16 protein-coding genes are annotated in these 18,062 nt (G+C 41.4%); 9 read left to right on the top strand and 7 right to left on the bottom strand.

All coding sequences use genetic code 11. The features are described from left to right. Positions 1-145 precede the first annotated feature (145 nt). Complete coding sequence (locus GUA46_RS14290; protein WP_176621057.1) at positions 146-640, top strand: pyridoxamine 5'-phosphate oxidase family protein; 495 nt, start codon at positions 146-148, stop codon at positions 638-640. A 101-nt stretch (positions 641-741) separates the two neighbouring features. On the opposite strand, the gene GUA46_RS14285 is transcribed toward GUA46_RS14290, so the two are convergent. After that, positions 742-1,275 (bottom strand): lipid-binding SYLF domain-containing protein, encoded by a 534-nt coding sequence (locus tag GUA46_RS14285; RefSeq protein ID WP_108244401.1) that lies wholly within the window; start codon positions 1,273-1,275, stop codon positions 742-744. 240 nt (positions 1,276-1,515) lie between these two features. Between GUA46_RS14285 and GUA46_RS14280 the strand changes: the two genes are divergently transcribed. Further along, positions 1,516-1,743, top strand: a complete 228-nt coding sequence (locus tag GUA46_RS14280; protein ID WP_176621056.1) for a hypothetical protein — start codon at positions 1,516-1,518, stop codon at positions 1,741-1,743. A 56-nt stretch (positions 1,744-1,799) separates the two neighbouring features. Here the strand turns inward: GUA46_RS14280 and GUA46_RS14275 are convergent, their stop codons facing one another. The 5 genes from GUA46_RS14275 to GUA46_RS14255 form a co-directional block, all read right to left on the bottom strand. Further along, entirely contained in the window at positions 1,800-2,798 is a 999-nt protein-coding gene (locus GUA46_RS14275; RefSeq protein WP_176621055.1) for a bile acid:sodium symporter family protein, read from the bottom strand. Between the two features lie 96 nt (positions 2,799-2,894). Beyond that, a complete protein-coding gene (locus GUA46_RS14270; RefSeq protein ID WP_176621054.1) occupies positions 2,895-3,938 on the bottom strand; it encodes an LLM class flavin-dependent oxidoreductase in 1,044 nt (347 codons plus the stop codon). A gap of 35 nt (positions 3,939-3,973) precedes the next feature. Continuing rightward, entirely contained in the window at positions 3,974-4,243 is a 270-nt protein-coding gene (locus GUA46_RS14265; protein WP_108244459.1) for an ArsR/SmtB family transcription factor, read from the bottom strand. 198 nt (positions 4,244-4,441) lie between these two features. Beyond that, a complete protein-coding gene (locus GUA46_RS14260; RefSeq protein ID WP_176621053.1) occupies positions 4,442-5,842 on the bottom strand; it encodes a Gfo/Idh/MocA family protein in 1,401 nt (466 codons plus the stop codon). 24 nt (positions 5,843-5,866) lie between these two features. Next, positions 5,867-7,222 (bottom strand): TolB family protein, encoded by a 1,356-nt coding sequence (locus GUA46_RS14255; RefSeq protein WP_176621052.1) that lies wholly within the window; start codon positions 7,220-7,222, stop codon positions 5,867-5,869. A 151-nt stretch (positions 7,223-7,373) separates the two neighbouring features. Between GUA46_RS14255 and GUA46_RS14250 the strand changes: the two genes are divergently transcribed. Beyond that, positions 7,374-8,099: an NUDIX hydrolase gene (locus GUA46_RS14250; protein WP_176621051.1), complete on the top strand. Its 726-nt coding sequence runs from the start codon at positions 7,374-7,376 to the stop codon at positions 8,097-8,099. 57 nt (positions 8,100-8,156) lie between these two features. On the opposite strand, the gene GUA46_RS14245 is transcribed toward GUA46_RS14250, so the two are convergent. Beyond that, a complete protein-coding gene (locus GUA46_RS14245) occupies positions 8,157-8,669 on the bottom strand; it encodes a purine-cytosine permease family protein (RefSeq protein WP_313790875.1) in 513 nt (170 codons plus the stop codon). A gap of 81 nt (positions 8,670-8,750) precedes the next feature. On the opposite strand from GUA46_RS14245, the gene GUA46_RS14240 reads away from it, so the two are divergent. The 6 genes from GUA46_RS14240 (at position 8,751) to GUA46_RS14215 (ending at position 18,009) form a co-directional block, all read left to right on the top strand. Beyond that, complete coding sequence (locus tag GUA46_RS14240) at positions 8,751-9,629, top strand: alpha-L-rhamnosidase-related protein (RefSeq protein ID WP_176621050.1); 879 nt, start codon at positions 8,751-8,753, stop codon at positions 9,627-9,629. Between the two features lie 415 nt (positions 9,630-10,044). Continuing rightward, on the top strand, positions 10,045-10,599 hold the full coding sequence (locus GUA46_RS14235; RefSeq protein ID WP_176621049.1) for an RNA polymerase sigma factor: 555 nt from the start codon (positions 10,045-10,047) through the stop codon (positions 10,597-10,599). A gap of 159 nt (positions 10,600-10,758) precedes the next feature. Beyond that, complete coding sequence (locus GUA46_RS14230; protein WP_176621048.1) at positions 10,759-11,937, top strand: FecR family protein; 1,179 nt, start codon at positions 10,759-10,761, stop codon at positions 11,935-11,937. 63 nt (positions 11,938-12,000) lie between these two features. Next, positions 12,001-15,525 carry a TonB-dependent receptor gene (locus tag GUA46_RS14225; RefSeq protein ID WP_176621047.1) on the top strand — a complete coding sequence of 1,175 codons (3,525 nt, stop codon included), beginning with the start codon at positions 12,001-12,003 and terminating at the stop codon, positions 15,523-15,525. A 17-nt stretch (positions 15,526-15,542) separates the two neighbouring features. Next, positions 15,543-16,922 carry a RagB/SusD family nutrient uptake outer membrane protein gene (locus GUA46_RS14220; protein ID WP_176621046.1) on the top strand — a complete coding sequence of 460 codons (1,380 nt, stop codon included), beginning with the start codon at positions 15,543-15,545 and terminating at the stop codon, positions 16,920-16,922. A gap of 199 nt (positions 16,923-17,121) precedes the next feature. Next, complete coding sequence (locus tag GUA46_RS14215) at positions 17,122-18,009, top strand: PIG-L deacetylase family protein (RefSeq protein WP_176621045.1); 888 nt, start codon at positions 17,122-17,124, stop codon at positions 18,007-18,009. The last annotated feature ends 53 nt before the right edge of the window (positions 18,010-18,062 follow it).

Here is an 18,062-nt window from a genome sequence, read left to right as displayed (position 1 = left end):
GGTTAGATTTATGAAATCATCCATATGCAATGACCAAACTAAAGTATAGGATGATGGTCGGAGCAAAGCCAGTAGATAAAATATGGTAAGAAAACTTTTTGACCGGATGATATAACTGAATCAATAATACATAAAAATAAAAACAATGAACAAGAGAAATTATATGAAGAATGAGGAAGGACTCCGAAAAGTACGGACTTTGATAGATGAACAGAAAACTGTGATGATGGCCAGTAATTTAAATACCATACCATTTTCGGTATGCCCGATGACCGTCCAACAAATGGATGAAAAAGGAGATCTTTGGTTCTTTGTTTCCAAGGATAGTGGACTTTTTAAGGATATTGAGAAAGACAACCGGGTTCAGATAATCTATAATGATGATAACAAGCAGCAATACTTGTCCATTTTTGGAAATGCTACACATATTATAGCCGAGCAGAAGAAAGAGGAACTATGGAACCATCATTTGCTCAATTGGTTCGAAGGTAAGGAAGACCCCGACCTTACACTTATCAGTGTTAATATGGAAAATGCCTTTTTTTGGGATAATGAGAACAGTAAGTTAGTACCTTTCTTTAATGCCGAGGAAAGCAATGTGTCCTCCAGTTCCGGTGAAAAAGGATTTGTGAACTTATAGAACGTATATTCGGATGCCAAGATCAAACCATAAGTTTGATTCTAGGTAAAAAAAAAGGTCGGTAGAAATACCGACCTTTTTTGATAGCTATGTGTTACATCCTATTGAAAAGGAACATATTCAAATTTCTGCCCACCGATAGAGGCATCTGCCATAAGTCCCGCTTTAGGCATGGCAAATACGACCACGCCATCGTCATAATCTGCGTTTTTGGAAACCCCGGATTTTACGGCAATGGCAGAAAGGTCGCCCGAAAAAGCATAGCTTCCGGTTTTAAACTCGTTTAAAGCGTCTTCTGTTTCAAAAAAGATAACTTCGGTCAAAGCCTGGCCTCCTGCTTGGAGCCCAACATCAATCTTTTTCATGTCGGCCATTCCTACTTTCTTCCCGTTCTCATATACCACTCCGTTTCCCGAAGCACCTCCTAAGATAAATCCACCTTCACCAACATTTGGGAAAATTACATACCCTGTGGATGTCTCAAAGAACTTTTTAAGTCCAGCATCTTTTGCAATGAGCTGTTTTTTAGCCTTTTTGGCATCTTCAATAATTTGTTTGTCCTTGCTGTTTTGGGCAAAAGTTCCGAAAGCAACTAAAAAAGCTGCCAATACGGTTATTGTTTTCAAAGTTTTCATAATGTGTTTTTTTGTTAATACTTCTTTTAAAATAAAACTGGAAACATCCAGCTCTTGTTACAGTTTCAAGGTACTGGAGATTGAAGGGAAATAGTTGCTTTTTCCAAGAAAAAATTGATTCATTTCTAATTGATTAACAGTAGTTTATGTAGTTATTTGAATCAAGATAATTTTCGAACGGATAAGAACCATGTTCAAGAGAAAGACATATTATTTTTCTGTAGAATCCTAAAAAACAAAATGATGAAAAAGTATGGTTTATTGCTCGCATTATCCATTTTGATGGCTCTTGCCACTTCCTGCCGGGAAAAAAAATTGAATCACCCAAAACAGGGAGAGGAGCTAAGGGAGGTCAAAGAAAGTCAAACCGAAAGCATGGAAAAGTACAAGGAGTGGTCCGAATCCGATAAAGCAACAGATAGTACCGCCATAAAGACTGATTCCACGAATCAAGACTCCATTGATTAAATGGCAACCTGTTTACCCCAAAAAGTGGTTGTTACGCTTATGCCGTGCTGTTTGCTTTATTGATTAGAGGTGACTATTTCCCCAGTATCATTACGTTTGGAGACTTTACTGGCAACAATACTGATGATGAAAATCTGTGTCACGTGAAAAAGCATCAACGGCAATAAAATTATCCCTATCGAAAAAGAAGCGGGAAACAAGATACTCGAGAAAACGGTTCCATGTACCAAGGATTTTTTGGTGCCGCAAAACTGTGCTGTAATGGTGTCCTCTGTAGAAAACTTAAGTAGTTTGGAAGCCCGGCCTATGACAAAGTAAACCAAGAAGAATAGGACAAGTACACCTGAGTAGATTAGGACCAGTTGCTCCAATTTCACCGAGTTAAATATTCCATCTTCAAAAGAGTGCACAAAACTTTTATATATGATCAATAGAATCACCAACTTATCAAAAAGGGTCAGATAACCATTATATCGTGTAGCAAACCCGCCCAAATATCGATGTAGTAACAATCCAAGAAATACGGGCAATAGAATCTGTAATATCAAACTGGTATAGACATCCAATAGGCTAAAATCACCTGATTGATGTTCCAAGAAAATACCCATCCACAGTGGCGTTACCACAATGCCGATCAATCCTGATATGCTTGCATTGAAAATTGCCGCAGGAATATTCCCCTTTGCAATGGAAACCATCACCACCGAGGAGGAAACGGTAGAGGGAAGTGCGGCCATAAACAAGAAGGCAAGCCAGATATGTAAATAATCGCTCGACTTGAACAGTGGGTAGAAAATAATCACCAATAATGGGAAAATTAGGAAAACGAAGGATTGCACCATAATGTGCAAACGCCAATTTTTTAATCCGTGCCTTATTTTTTCGGGATTGAGTTTTAGTCCATAAAAAAAGAAAATGAGCGATATCCCGATTCCTGAAATAGTATCTAACGGAACCGCACTTTCACTATTGGCAAGACCAGGGAAAAAGTAGGCCAGTAGTATTGCGAGGATTATACCTACCACAAATTTGTCAATTTTGATCAATCTTTTCATACGTTCTCTTTGGAATGCCGGCTATTGATGCTTGTCTTTTTAATGGTTGGTTTCAGTATACGTTATAAAAAAGGAAAGCTATTCTTGGCCAAAAAGCTAAAATGAAGATGATGTTTTGGCAATTTCGGCATTTTCATTGATGTCCTTCATGATCTCAGCAAACAATCTTGCCGATTTTATACGGTCATCGCTATCATACATCATGGAAGAGACAATTACTTCATCGACCTGGGTTTGCCCAATAAATTTTTCTACCTGCTTTTTTACGGTTTCCTTGCTTCCAACAAAACTGTAGCGAGTCATTTGCATAATGGCAGGATGCTGTCGTACCTCCTGTAAACTAGTGCTCATCTCCGTAGGAGGTTCTATAAACTGCGTTTGCGTGCCGGACAATATATTTATGACCATTCTTAAGGCAGAAGTGTACAAACGCTCTGCTTGCTCATCCGTTTCAGCGACTACTGCGTTAATTCCAGCAATAACGTAAGGCTTTTGCAATGCCTCCGAGGGTTGAAATTGATCTCTGTAAATTTCGAGCGCATTGAACAGTTGTGCCGTGGCAAAATGACTTGCAAATGCATAGGGTAACCCTTTCTGGGCGGCCAATCGGGCGCTACTGGTGCTTGAGCCTAAAATGTAGATGGGTACATCCATTCCCTCGGCCAGCGGAACTCTAATTTTTGAATCTTGGTTAGTGGGCGAAAAATATTGTTGGATCTGTTCAATATCCTTGGGAAAGGAATGAGTGGCTTCAATAAAACCGGGATTTATGGCATGCGCCGTAGGTTGGTCGGTGCCGGGAGCCCTTCCCAGACCAAGGTCAATACGATTTGGGTATAGGTTTGCCAATGTCCCAAAACGTTCAGTTACCACAAAAGGGGAGTGGTTGGGCAACATGATACCTCCGGAGCCCAATCGAAGACTTGTAGTGGCTTCGGCCACATGGCCGATCAATATCTCAGGGGCGCTACTGGTAATCGCTGGCATATTGTGGTGCTCTGCAAACCACATTCTTTCATAGCCCAACCCTTCCGCTTTTTGGGCCAATGCGACGGTATTTTTATAGACTTGGTTGATGGTGCTTCCTTTTGGGAGAACAGCCAATTCTAAAATAGAGTACGCAATTTTTTTTGAATCCATATATTTATATGTATCGATATATTTTTGAAATAAAATTATAGCTTTTTGAGTGATGACAAATAACTTTCCATAACCTCATGGTTTAGGGTATAAAAGTAGAACCTACCTTCTTTTTGGGGCTCTATCAAATCGGCATCTACCAATTTTTTTATGTGATGGCTTACGGATGGCTGCGATAGGTTCAAAGAGGCGGTGATAGTACTGCATTCCAGTTTGCCATCGCAAGACTGGATGGCCTGGACAATTTTTAAGCGATTAACATCACTGAGCGCTTTCGAAATCCGTTCTATTTGTTTTAAGTTCAAAATGCTATAATATATTGAAACATGCAAATATATCAATAAGTTGGAGGGCAACAAAGCTTAGTTAAGGTTTTTAGTATAAAAATAACTTTTGGTGAAGACAATAGGCTAATCCAAACAATGATAAAACAATCCGAGATACCAATGAAAAACTATCCTATTGCCTCCTTTTTCTTTCCAAAAGATGGTGGGGAAATTATTTTATACCAATTTCATTTTAAGGGGATCCCAGTGCATAATCTTCTTATCAAAATAGCTGGTATTGCAGGCTAGGGCAGGTGCAGCGGCCCTAAAACCAAACTCCGCGTCTTCCACCACCTTTTTACCGTCTCTTATGGCATCAAAGAAATTGGTAAAATGATCTAAATGGTCGCTATATCCATCTGGCGCTTTGTGGATAACGTCGCCTTTTGGATGTCTTTTTTGCTGTGCTTCAGTCCATTTGGAGTTGTATGCGGCTTGCATGCGCTCTTGCATGGCTTCCGGAAAGGTGAATACGGAATCGTATCCTCCAAAACCTGGAGCCTCGGGCATTTTGCTGTAACTGACAATAATATCATTACGGTCAATGGTGATGGTGCCTTCGGAGCCTATCAATTGGATAACTTCTTGACCTCCCGTACCACTGATAAAGTTTACCCGTAGGTTTAATTGAAACGCCGGGTGCTCTTCGCTTTTTGGATATTGCATTACCCCGGACATAACATCGGGCATGTTCCTACCATCGTTCCAATAGCTGAACTGTCCGGTACTGTAGATATCTTCCGGTCCTTTGGAATTAGTGATAAAATGTGTGCCGCTCAATAAATGAATGTAGAGGTCACCGGCCACACCTGTTCCAAATTCTTTATATGCTCTCCACCAGAAGAATTTTTTTGCATCGAACTCCATTTTTTCCGTAACCTCTGTGAATGTATCCCAATCTGTGGTTTCCGCGCTGGCATCATCCGGGATGGTGTATTCCCAAGACCCTATGGAACTTTGGCGGTCCCAGGCAGCTTGTACCATATTTAGGTCGCCAATTTCACCGGCCGCCAAAAGCTCTTTGGCCTTTGCATAGCCCACGCTGCTCACTCGTTGGCTCCCCACCTGAAAAACTTTACCGGATTTGTCCGCGGCTTTCATCATTGGGTAACCTTCCTCAATTTTGTGCATCATCGGTTTTTCCAAGTAAATGTGCTTGCCTTTGGCAAGGGCATCCAATGTAATTTGGGAGTGCCATACATCGGTAGTACAGATAAGAACGGCATCAATATCTTCCTTGTCCAAAAGGTCCTTGTAGCTTCTAGTGACATACAGGTCCTTTCCGAACTCTTCTTGGGCCCGTACCAATCTACTTTTATAAATATCGCAGATACCTGCAAGTTCAACACCGGGAACCTGTAGGGCAGTTCTTAAATCAAAATGACCTTGTACCCCGTATCCTATTACCCCGATTCGTACCGTATCGTTATTGGAAAATGTTCGGTCATATCTCAAAATGCGTTCCTCAGCTTTAGCCTTTGCCGCAAAGGATGCAAATGGTGTGGCTGCCGAGGCCAAAGTTGTGGCCCCGATTTGCCGTAAAAATTTTCGTCGTTTGTTTTGATTGTTGTTTTTCATGTGCTTTGATAATTAGAGGTTTTTTTAGTTGACGGAATAGCTTACAAAGGCCAATTTTTTGCTGTCTGGACTCCAAGAGGGTACATTTATGGTGCCTTGTCCACCAAAGAAAACCGGTGTAATATCCTTTATGTCCTTTGTTTCAACGTTCATCAACCTTAGTTTGACCTGCTTTCCAAATAGATGGTTTTGTTTTTGGTCAGAAGTGTATGCAATATACACAATCCATTTTCCATCAGGAGATGGGTGCGGGAACCAATTTGAGTTTTCGTCAAAGGTCAACTGCTCCTGTTTTTTGCCATTGGTGTTCATGCGCCATATCTGCATATGACCAGATTTGTAGGAGTTGTAGTAGATGTACTTTCCATCGGGTGAATAGTCCGGGCCATCGTCCAAACCTTCGGCCGTGGTCAATCTTTTTTCTTTACCGCCATCAACGCTTATGGAATACACATCGTAATTACCGTTTCGCTCGGCACAATAGGCCAATCGTTTTCCGTCCGGCGACCAACCATGCCAAAAGGACATTACTTCGGAGGTAACCCTTCTAGGTTTACCACCTTCAATAGGAAGTACATAAATAGCTGACTTATATGGCTTTGGGGAGGGGTCGTTTATATCGTTGTGGCTAATGGCCAACCATTGGCTGTCTGGGGAAATACCATGGTCGTTATTGCTCTGGTCGGCAAAATCGGTGTCCAATTGTTGTAAATCCTTTGTTTCGAGGTCCAAGGTATATAGTTTCCCTTTGCTGTTGACAATTAAATAATTATCTGGATGCCAGTTGGGTGCTTCAAAATGATCGTTAATAGTGAGAACGGTCTCTATTCTACCGGTTTCAATATCCACTGTTTGAATATAACTGGTGGTGTCGATTTTGTTTTCTGGTGGATGATTGTAAAAGTGGTTCGACTGTCCTACCAACTTCCAATCGCCATCAAATTTTTCCAAAAATCTTATTTCATTGGAAAGGGTCTCTTTACCATCTGTACCGACCGAAACTTCATCGTGTGCTACCCAGGCAATATTTTTGTCAATTCGCATTTTGTGGTTGGTATGGAATGCAAACCCGCCCTTGCCCGGCATATCCGATGGTGGGTCTATAATCGTTTTTGTGGGAACGTCGATTGTACGTCCATCCGCAGTGGATACCAATATGCGGCTGTAAGGTCGCTCCCTCCAACAATCGGCATGGGCCTCCTTGTCGCCCATACGCCAGGTAAGCCCTTCTTTTTCAAGTAGCTTGATGATGGCAATGGAATCGTTCTGGGCATAGATGGATGAACAGAGGAAAAGTCCAAGAAAAAACAGGGAATACTTTTGGAACAGATGCAGTATATTGCCCAAAGTGTATTCCTGAAGTTGAAAAAAGTGCTTCATGATTACTTTGTTTAGTTTTGTGTGCATGATAAATATACATTTTATTTTCTAAATAAAAGATAATAGGTTTAAATTGTGATAGTGTAGCATCGTTATGCCGCATAACTAATAGTACTTTTGTATATGTACAGGCTGCCTCAATAGCATAATTATGGATAAGTTTCGAACAGGGGATTATATAGCACAACTATCGATTGACTGTGTGATCTTTGGGTATAAAAACAAAGAATTAAAGGTGTTGATCTCCAAGCTAAGTTATGGAAAGGATTTATGGAGCCTTCCTGGGGGCTACATTCTCCAAACAGAAAGTATCGATCAGGCCGCTTCGCGAATCCTAATGGAAAGGACGGGATTGGACAATATTTATTTAGAGCAGTTTAGGGCCTTCGGAGGTCCTGATAGGATCATTGGAAGTGGGTATAGGGAAGTGGTAAGGGCCGGACTAAAGGATTTTGATCCTAAAAAATTTGATGATGAGGCCATTGATTGGGTAACAAATCGTTTTGTTTGTATTGGCTATTACGCCTTGGTGGATTTGAACAAGGTGGACCCTAAAATCGGAGAGTTTGAGGAATTTCTAAAGTGGGTGAGCATAGAGGACTTGCCCGAAATGACGCATGATCATAATACGATTGTTGGTGAGGCCCATAAATCCCTTCGACAAAACCTTGATGAGAAATTAATCGGTTTTAATCTTCTTCCTGATGAATTTACCATGCGGGAGGTCAAGGAGCTTTACGAGGCTGTTTATGACAAGGAATTTCCCATGAACAATTTTCAAAAGAAAATATTGGGCCTTGATGTATTGGAACGACTGGGCAAAAAATATACAGGAGCCCAGAATAGGGCTCCTTATATTTATAGATTCAAAAGTTAGTGCAGTTACTTTTGCAATAGATACTTCTTTTAATTTTCTTTCGGAATCAAAGTGTTTTTAGCTTCGTTTTTTGGACATCGCCAAGAACAGCACGCCGCACAATAACCAAGCGGGCAAGGTCATAAAGGATAAAAAGACATCAAAGGTCACCGAGATAAAATAACATAGTCCAAAACTGATGGCCCAGGCCCAGAATACGGCCCTGTTAAATTTTACGTTCATTTTTTCGGCATAATCTATTATGATGTTGGCCTTTTCTCCGTAGAAGTGCTCAAATACAATTATGGCTCCCATTGGTGCCAATATAAACCCGTACAGTGCCACAAAATCCAATAGCTTCATGGCAAAGGCGGGGAAAAGTCCGGCCAACGTGGCCACACTGCCCGCAATGATGGTTACCCAAAATGTAGATGTTTTTGGTATAATGGCCTGGAAAGCCAGACCGGCCCGATAAATGGTCGGATTGGCCGTTGTCCATCCAGCCAAGACCACGGCAATGGCACCAAAAATTCCCAAGGCGTTGTAGGCCAATGGTCCGGGTGCAACATTGGGGGCGCTTCCTCCGGCCAATGCGGCCTGAGCTTCTGGGGATTTAAGGTAAACGGCATACCAGACTATTTTCTTTTAAGTGTTCTGTACTGTTAAGTATAATTGCCAAAAGAACCAAGAACTGGACTTATTGTACATTCCCAGACCTCTTATGCCACTCCATTGAATTTTAATGTGTTCAGCGAAGAGAATAAACCCAAGGCCGAAGCTTTATTGGCTGGATTGGTCGCTCAACCGTCAACCAGTAATACAACTGCAGATGGCACACGTGTGGTGTATCCGGGCAGGCAAGGTCCTTTGGGTGGTTTTGGAATGAACAACGAACAGGTTACCGAAGATTTTCTACCCTACACCATAACCACAGGTTTTTTGGGCACACCGAATATTTTACCATCATTGAGCCGAGGAGGCAAGGTTGTTGAAGCGTACAAATTGTTTTCAAGTACCGATTACACTTCCTGGTTGTATCCCGTTACTAAAGGGGCAACTTCTATTTGGGAGCGTTGGAACGGGTTTAAGGCCGCTTTCAAGGAAAACAACGAAAACAGGATGAATTCCTTCAACCACTTTGCCCTGGGTGCAGTTGGCCAATGGATGTACGAGTTTCAATTGGGCATCACTACCGACCATCAAAATGGAGAGGCTGGTTATAAGCATTTTGTTTTACAGCCACAGGTAGCCGGTACATTCGAATCCCTATCAGGTAGTTATGAATCAAATTATGGGAAAATATATAGCAGTTGGACTTCTGATGGCCAAGGAAACATGCTATCTTACAAAGCAACTGTCCCGGCCAATACAAGTGCAACGCTTTATTTGCCAATGGGAACAGAAGGAGAAGATTCCTTTAAACCGATTAAAGGTGTTGAATTTAAAGAAATAGGGCAACGCCATGGAATCAAAGTCGGCACCTATGAGCTTAGTTCCGGTACATTTGAGTTTAATTTGAAGGATGGGGCAGTAAAAGTCAAGACTTTTTAGGATATTCGGATAACCGATCAGGCCAACATTGGTATAAGGTGAATGTGGTAATTTTAATGTATTCACCTTATACGATGTACATATTGAAAGGTTTGGCATACTGACCAAATACATTCCTTTACCAAAAAAAATCTTTAGTAGTAGACCTATTTAAAGATTTTTTTATAATTTGTTAACGTTTTTTGGTACAATTTCAATTGGTTTTTTACTAAATCCAAAAGGTGAAAACAATTCTTCTTTTATAGAGAAGGCCTCTTTGGGGGAGGTTTACATCATATGGCACTTTCGCGTTTAAGGTATTCGCTACTTGATTTAGTTTAATCTGTAGCGTTTCTGTGGAGAAATAGAAAAGGCATATAAATAAGTTTATGTTGATTCCTTTTTGCTTTTCCACATTAAAATGAGAGGCGAAAAAATGGACCAAGACAATTTCAAAAATGAATCTTACCTAATTGCGCAGTTAAAGAGTGGCAGCAAAGAGGCCTATGGTCACCTTTTTAAATTGTACCATGGGGAGCTTTGTAATTATATGACAGCGATTTCCGGGAATCCAAAGATTGCTGAAGATATAGCGCAGCAAACCTTCATTAAAATATGGGAGAACAGAAAAAAACTTTCCTTATCCAAAGATAAACTGAAAAGATACCTCTTCAAAGTAGCTTATAATCTGTTCATTGATTCCCAAAGAAGAAAGAAAAAAGAGTTTGAATTGCTCGAAAACCTTAAACAAGAAGCCTATTTAGAACTGGTCAATGCAGATACATCCCTTTTTGAGGAACGACTCAAAAGAGTTGAGATGGAAATAGATAATCTGCCCGAGCAGTGCAAAAAAGTCTTTATAATGAGTAAAAAAGAAGGGCTCAAGTATAGGGAAATTTCCGAGCAGCTGCATATTTCAATTAAAACGGTAGAAGTACATATGGCTAAGGCCATGAAACGCTTGAGAGCACAACTCACCTCATTTTTATAAGACTTTCCCTGCCCAAAATATGCTCGGCATGTAACATCTGTTGTCTAAAAATTCTTCAAAATAGCAGGTTACTTCATATTTAAAATGTTAAAAAAATAAATTTATGTAAGGGTTTTTTGAAAAAGTTGCGTCTCTTCTAAAAGTGACAATATTTTTCAAATGACCAAAATTGATATCAGAAGAATAATTACCAGGTATATCAACCAAGAAGCTTCTCAAGAAGAATTGGCCATTTTATATGAATGGGTAAAGAAGGGAAACAATAAAGAGGTTTTCAAAAAATTAGTACAAGCAGATTTTTTGGTCAACTATGAGGATAAATCTTGGCAAACTGAAGAAGCTTTTGAAGACTTCCTACATACAATCAAGAAAAAGGAAACCGTGAGGGTTCGGCCCTTATATGCCCAAAATCATATATGGAAGTATGCAGCGGTTATAATGATCACTGTCGGCTCCTCATTGTTCTTTTTGTTGAACCAAGAAACAGTTGTTAACGTCCCAGTGGATGATGCCCCTGACCAGATAACACTGCAATTGGACAATGGGGAAGTACTTACCATTGACCCTGAATCCGATGCCACTATACAGAGTAAAAATGGGAACACGGTGGTATCTATGGTGAAGGGTATGCTGTCCCAAAAGCAAGAAAAAGGAAAGAAGGATAAGGTTAGTAACAATACAATCAGGGTGCCATTTGGGAAAAATTTATCCATAACCTTACAAGATGGTTCGGTTGTAATGCTCAATTCAGGGTCTAGTATCACTTATCCATCAAGTTTTGAGGGAACCGATACCAGAGAGGTGAAACTGAATGGCGAGGCATTCTTTGAAGTTGCCAAAAACCCACAAAAACCATTCATCGTAAAAACGGAGGGCATGTATACCCAAGTATTTGGGACTGTTTTCAATGTTTCCGCATATGAGGATGATGGTCGGGCAGAAGTGGTTCTGGTAGAAGGTTCCGTAGGTGTGGGCAATCCGGCCAACTTAAATTCAAGGGATATACAAATGCTCAAACCTTCGCAAAAAGCAACCAGTGTTGTTGGCGGAGACACGGATTTTATGGTCGAAGATGTTGATGTTGCCTCATATATATCATGGACCAAAGGAATTTTAGCATTTGAAAATGAATCCATGGGACAAATCATAAAAAGGCTACAGCGCCAATACAATATAAAAATTTACAATACATACAAGGAGTTGGATGAGCGGAGGTTCACCGGAATGTTCGATGAAGAAAATATAGATCATGTGCTAAGAACCATACAGGCCCATACCCACTTTAGCTATGACAAGAACGATAATGTAATAACAATTAAAAATCCTAATAAACAGTAGTGCCTATGATGTGAAAACCAATTAAACCAAAAAACAATTACTAACTAACTAGACTTTTCAATTATGAAAAAAACCAAAACTAAACCTGCCATTGTACCAAGGCTGGGCAAAAGATTACTGTACGGATTTTTCTTGCTTTTCATGTTTGGCCAAGTAAATGCCGCATCCTGTGCTCAATACGATAAGGTGGAGAAGAGCTTTTACCAAATAAAAATGGGCGAGGTGTTCGAGACCGTTACTGAGTCCACTGGCTATAAATTCTTTTATGAAGCCTCTGAGGTGGATGTTGACCGAAGAGTGACCATAAACGGTAAAAACCTTTGTATACAAGATTTTTTAAAGGAAATATTCAAGGGGACCGACCTGTCATTTGAAATCATCGCTAGGCAGATTGTTATAAAGAAGAACAGAAAGTCACTGCCAAGTTTAACCCCACAGAGCAAGGTAAATGCAGAAAATCCTCAGGCCAATCTTACGGGAACGGTATTGGACGAAGCAGGAATACCGCTTGCCGGGGCCACAATAATAGCCAAAGGCACAAGTGAAGGGACAACCACTGATTTTGATGGAAACTTTGCCATTACACTGCCTGCGGGAGTTACCGTGATCCAAGTGACTTATATTGGCTACAAAGCAAAAGAAGTAAATGTGGCGGGGCAAACATCCATAACCGTGACCATGGAGCAGGATGCTGCTGCCTTGGAAGAGGTTGTGGTAGTAGGTTATGGTACCTTGGCCAAGAAAAAGGTTACAGGTTCCGTAGTTTCCATTACCCCCGAAACCATCACGGAAGTACCAGCACTTACACCGGAAAGTGCACTTATTGGCCAAGTAACAGGGGTACAGGTACAAGAAGTTTCTGGTGAGCCAGGAGCTGCACCGAACATTCGTGTGAGGGGTTCGGGTTCCATATCTGCAGGTAACGACCCATTGTTCGTTGTGGATGGAATCCCAATTTCCCGTAACCTTACCTCTTCAAGTCAATTAGGAGGTATTAATAACAGGAGTGCTGCTTTTCAACCACCGACTATTAATCCATTGGCCACATTGAACCCGAACGATATTGAATCCATTCAGGTTTTAAAAGATGCCAGTGCAGCGGCTATTTATGGTTCCCGTGGTGGTAATGGGGTTCTTTTGATCACTACTAAGAAAGGTTCTAATGGGGAAGAAGGTGTTTTTTCTTTTGACTCTTATGTGAGCATGCAATCCGTGGCCAATAAATTGGATTTGATGAACGCACCTGAATTGATTGATTTTACCAGAGATGCCAGAAACAATGCATATCTCCAGGCAGTAGATGGAGCCTCGGTAGACGACCCTATTGGGCCTGGCGACAGGGGCAACGCCAACTATGAATTGCCAGAATCTTTCTTGAACTGGGATGGGACAGATACTGATTGGCAAGACCTCATGTTTCAAACAGGAATAGTGCAGAGCTATAATTTTTCATATGCTTCGCCTATCAGGAACAAGACAAGCTTCTATGCATCAACAGGGTATTTCTCTCAAACAGGCGTTATTGATAAGGCAAAGTTTGAGCGTTACTCCATATTGTTGAATCTGAATTCCCAATTGACCGAAAGATTGAACTTGGATCTGAGATTGGCGCCGACCGTTACCGAGAATCAAAGGGTACCTGCCAACTCTCCATATTTTGGAACGCCTCCGGGAATTGTTTATTCGGGAATAGTCCATTCGCCTACGGTTAGCCCGTACAATCCAGATGGAACCATCAACCAATTGAACAACCAATCCTATTTGGGAGGCGGGACCACCACGGCAAGTAACCCATTGGCCATTATTGAGGCAGTGGACGATAAGATTTTCCAATTTCAGACTAGGGGAAACCTTGGGCTAACGTATGATATTCTTCCCGAGTTGAGCTTTAAAACTTTTGGAGGGGTGTACATCAACCTATTCAACCAAGATTTTTACAGGGCCAACACGCTTTTGTTCAGAAACTCGGCGGATGGAAACCCTTATGGTCAGGCCTCTTCCTCAACAGAGACCAATTGGCTTTGGGAAAACACACTTAATTGGACAAAGGAGTTTGGTGATCATTACATAGATGCAGTTTTGGGCTATACCGCCCAGAGGGACAATTTGTCGCTACAACGCGTTCTGGCAAACAACTATCCGGACGATCTAGTACCCACAGTTAGCGGGGGGCAAGTATTTGGAGGAACATCTGTTAAGGAGCAATGGTCCTTGTTGTCGTCTCTTTTTAGGGTAAATTATAGTTATAAGGATAAATACCTTTTTACGGGGACGTTCCGTTCCGATAAATCATCAAGATTTGGACAGAACAACCAAACAGGATACTTCCCATCCTTTTCGGCGGGATGGAGAATGAACGAGGAGGAGTTTTTGGCCGACTCTGAAACCATATCTGAACTTAAACTACGTGTAAGCTGGGGACAAACAGGAAATTTTGAGATTCCAAACTATGGTGCCGTAGGATTATTATCACCTCAGAACTATAACCTTGGAGGAAACGAAATCAATGGACTTGTACAGAGCACAATTCCGAACCCGAACCTTACTTGGGAGAAATCTGAGCAAGTTGATGCAGGTATTGAGTTGGGTCTTTTCAATAACAGAGTATTCCTTTTGGCAGATTATTACGATACAAGAACAAGAGACCTGTTGCTGAATGTGGCCATATCATCAGTATCCGGATTCGAGACAACTTTGCGAAATTTGGGAGAGGTGAAGAATACAGGTTTGGAGCTTGCATTGAGCACCAAAAACTTTGTAGGTGATAACTTCACTTGGAATACGGATATCAACTTTTCTACCAACAAGAATGAAGTTCTTTCCCTAAATGAGAGCAATGAACCGATTTATTCTTCTGGAAGTGCGGGCGTAAGGCACGTAACACGGGTTGGAGATCCCATAGGTAGTTATTATGGCTATGTAGTGGACGGTATCTATCAATCTCAAGAAGAAATAGATAATGCTCCGTTGGATACCCAAGCGCCCGATCCGGCACCAGGAGATTTTAGATTTAAGGATATTGATGGTGATGGAGAGATAACCCCAGATGATAGAACAGTTACAGGAAGTTACTTCCCAGACTTCACATGGGGAATCAACAACCGATTGACCTTTAAGAACATCGATTTTAGCTTTTTGATCCAAGGAGTTGAAGGCAACGAGATTCTCAACCTTACTTCAAGGCACATGAAAAACGGAGAGGCCAACTTTAATTCCTATGCAGTTTTCAACGAGCGTTGGAGATCTCCATCAGATCCTGGTAATGGATACATACCAAGGGCAGATAGGGAATCAGGAAACCATGGCAACAACAACAGGCCCTCCTCTTTTCAAGTGGAAGATGGATCTTATATACGCTTAAGGAATGTAACATTGGGCTACACCTTGCCGACCGACAATCTTTTTGGAAGCAAAATCCAAAAACTTAGGTTCTATGTTACGGGAACAAACCTCTTTACCATTACCGATTATCTCGGTTATAACCCAGAGGTCAGTAGCATTACCACGAATAGTTTAACACCTGGAGAGGATTATGGAGCGTTTCCGCTCACCAAGTCTTTCACACTGGGATTAAACCTAAAGTTCTAACCTAAAAACGGAAAAAAATGAAACGAATTCTATATATAATGCTATGTACGGTGCTAGCTACCGGGTGTAGTGAAGACTTTACAGATCTCGCACCAATTTCCAATAGAAACGAGGCGGACTTTTACAATGAGCCAGAAGATTTTGAAGTGGCCATAAATGCCAGTTATGCCGGCTTGCAGAGCACAGGAACTTACGGACGCGGATATTGGACAATGTTCGAAATGCGAAGCGATAATACCGACCAAGGACCCGATGCCACTGGATTGGCCCGTCAGTACACCGAGATAAATTCCTTTACAGAAGATGCGTTGAACGAGCAGATAACCTCTGCATGGAGCGACTCCTACAGGGTAATCTCCAACTGTAACGTAATCTTGGATCGTATATCGGAAATAGAAATGGACGCTACTTTAAAGAACCGGGTAACCGGTGAAGCCCTGTTTATCCGTTCTTTGGTGTATTATCACTTGGCCATTGGCTTTGGAAATATACCATTGCAATTAACTCCCTATGTATCTGGTGACGAGCTTGTTCAAGTGGACCAAAACACTGTATTGGAGCAATTGGTAACCGATTTGACCACTGCAGAAGGCAACCTTCCCGTGTCATATTCAGGAAGTCAGGTAGGCAAGGCAACAAAAGGAGCTGCAGCAACCTTATTGGCCAAAGTATTGTTGACCATGGGAGATAATGGTGCCGCAGAAACCGTTTTGAGACGAATCATTTCCGATTACGGTTACGAATTATTGCCTAACTATTCGGATTTATGGGGCGTTTCCAATGAAAATAATGCAGAATCCATTTTTGAGGTTCAGTACATCAGTGGAGGTATTGGCCAAGGTAGCCTTTTTACCAACGATTTTTCTCCCAGTACTGATTTACAAACAGGTTCCGGATTTGGAAGAAATCGTCCAACAATTTCTATGTTAGAAGCTTACGAAGATGGAGATTTAAGATTTGAACCCTCTATGGGTGCTACGTACGTAAATCTTGAAGGAGAAGTTGTCGAAGCAAGACATGTCAGAAAATACCAATCCGATTTGGCGGTAGAAAACGATTCCGACATCAATTTTGTGGTGTTCCGCTATGCCGATGTTCTACTTATGCTAGCAGAAGCCTTAGGTGAAACACCAGAGAGTTATGACTTGATCAACGAGGTAAGAAACAGGGCTGGGTTACCGGATATCGATGCTACTACACCAGGCACTTTTGAGGAAAAGCTGTTACATGAAAGAAGAGTGGAACTTGCCTTTGAGAACCATAGATGGCCCGACCTAAAGCGCTTTGGTGCTACGGCAAAAGTTATAGAGGCAGAGGATTTTATAACAAGTACGAAAGAGTTTTTCTTTATCCCGCAAAGGGAGATGGATATCAATCCAAATTTTAATCAGAATTAGTATCAAAAATTAATGTTTTCATTCATTAGGTTAGTTTGATTGATCAGTGCACCCACACCATGGATTTCCTACTTATCACTATGTGCGATAACTGACCTGTAAATGGAATGTTTTTAATGCAAAAGTTTGGTTGCTTCACAAGAGGTGGCTAGGACCAGAATTGTAAAATTTTAAAGAAACCATATAATAAAATAGAAAAATGAGAAAGTTAGTAATGGCAGTTTGTTTATGCTTTGCATTTACAACAATTCAAGCACAACAGAAAAAGGCCTTGAATATTCTGGCAATTGGTGCACATCCCGATGATTGTGATTCCAAGTTCGGGGGAACGGCGGCACTGTTTGCCCAAATGGGGCATAATGTAAAGTTCTTGGCTTTGACCAATGGAGATGCAGGACATTATGCCATGGGCGGTGGCGTTCTTGCCAAAAAGCGCCGGCAAGAAGCCAAGGATGCGGCAAAAGCACTGGGCATTGCAGAATATGAAGTGTTGGACAACCACGATGGGGAGTTGTTCCCAACCTTGAACGTACGATTGGAGGTAATCCGCAGAATCAGGGATTGGGATGCTGATATTGTTTTGGGACTAAGACCAAACGATTATCACCCAGATCATAGAAATGCCGGCTCCGTAGTACAGGATGCCGCATACATGAACATTGTTCCCAACGTAGCACCTGATACGCCACCATTGAAAAAAAACCCGGTCTTTCTTTATATGAGCGATCATTTTAAAAAACCATATCCTTTCCAAAAAGATATAGCTGTGATCGTAGACGATGTAATTGATACCAAGGTAAAGGGCTTGGCTGCGCACGATTCGCAAATGTTCGAATGGTTGCCATGGACCAATGGTGTAGATGTTTCGACCATTCCAACGGGAGAACAGGAACGGTTGAAATGGCTAAAAGAAAGGTGGATGAACAGAAAACCAGATGCAAGTACCTTGGAAGCTGTCAAAAAATGGTACCCCAATGTAGATACCTCAAAAGTAAGCCAAGTGGAGTTCTTCGAAATCTGTGAGTATGGAAAGCAACCTACGGATGAAGAAATCAAACAAATGTTCCCAATGTTGGGGTCCAAATAAGTACATACCACTGACCACCCAGGTAGCATCCAAATTAAATAACCAACCAATTA

Source organism: Flagellimonas chongwuensis (genome assembly GCF_013376415.1).
Taxonomy (GTDB): Bacteria; Bacteroidota; Bacteroidia; order Flavobacteriales; family Flavobacteriaceae; genus Flagellimonas; species Flagellimonas chongwuensis.
Note: the sequence above shows the minus strand (reverse complement) of the source record. Positions and strands in the feature narration are given on the sequence as shown.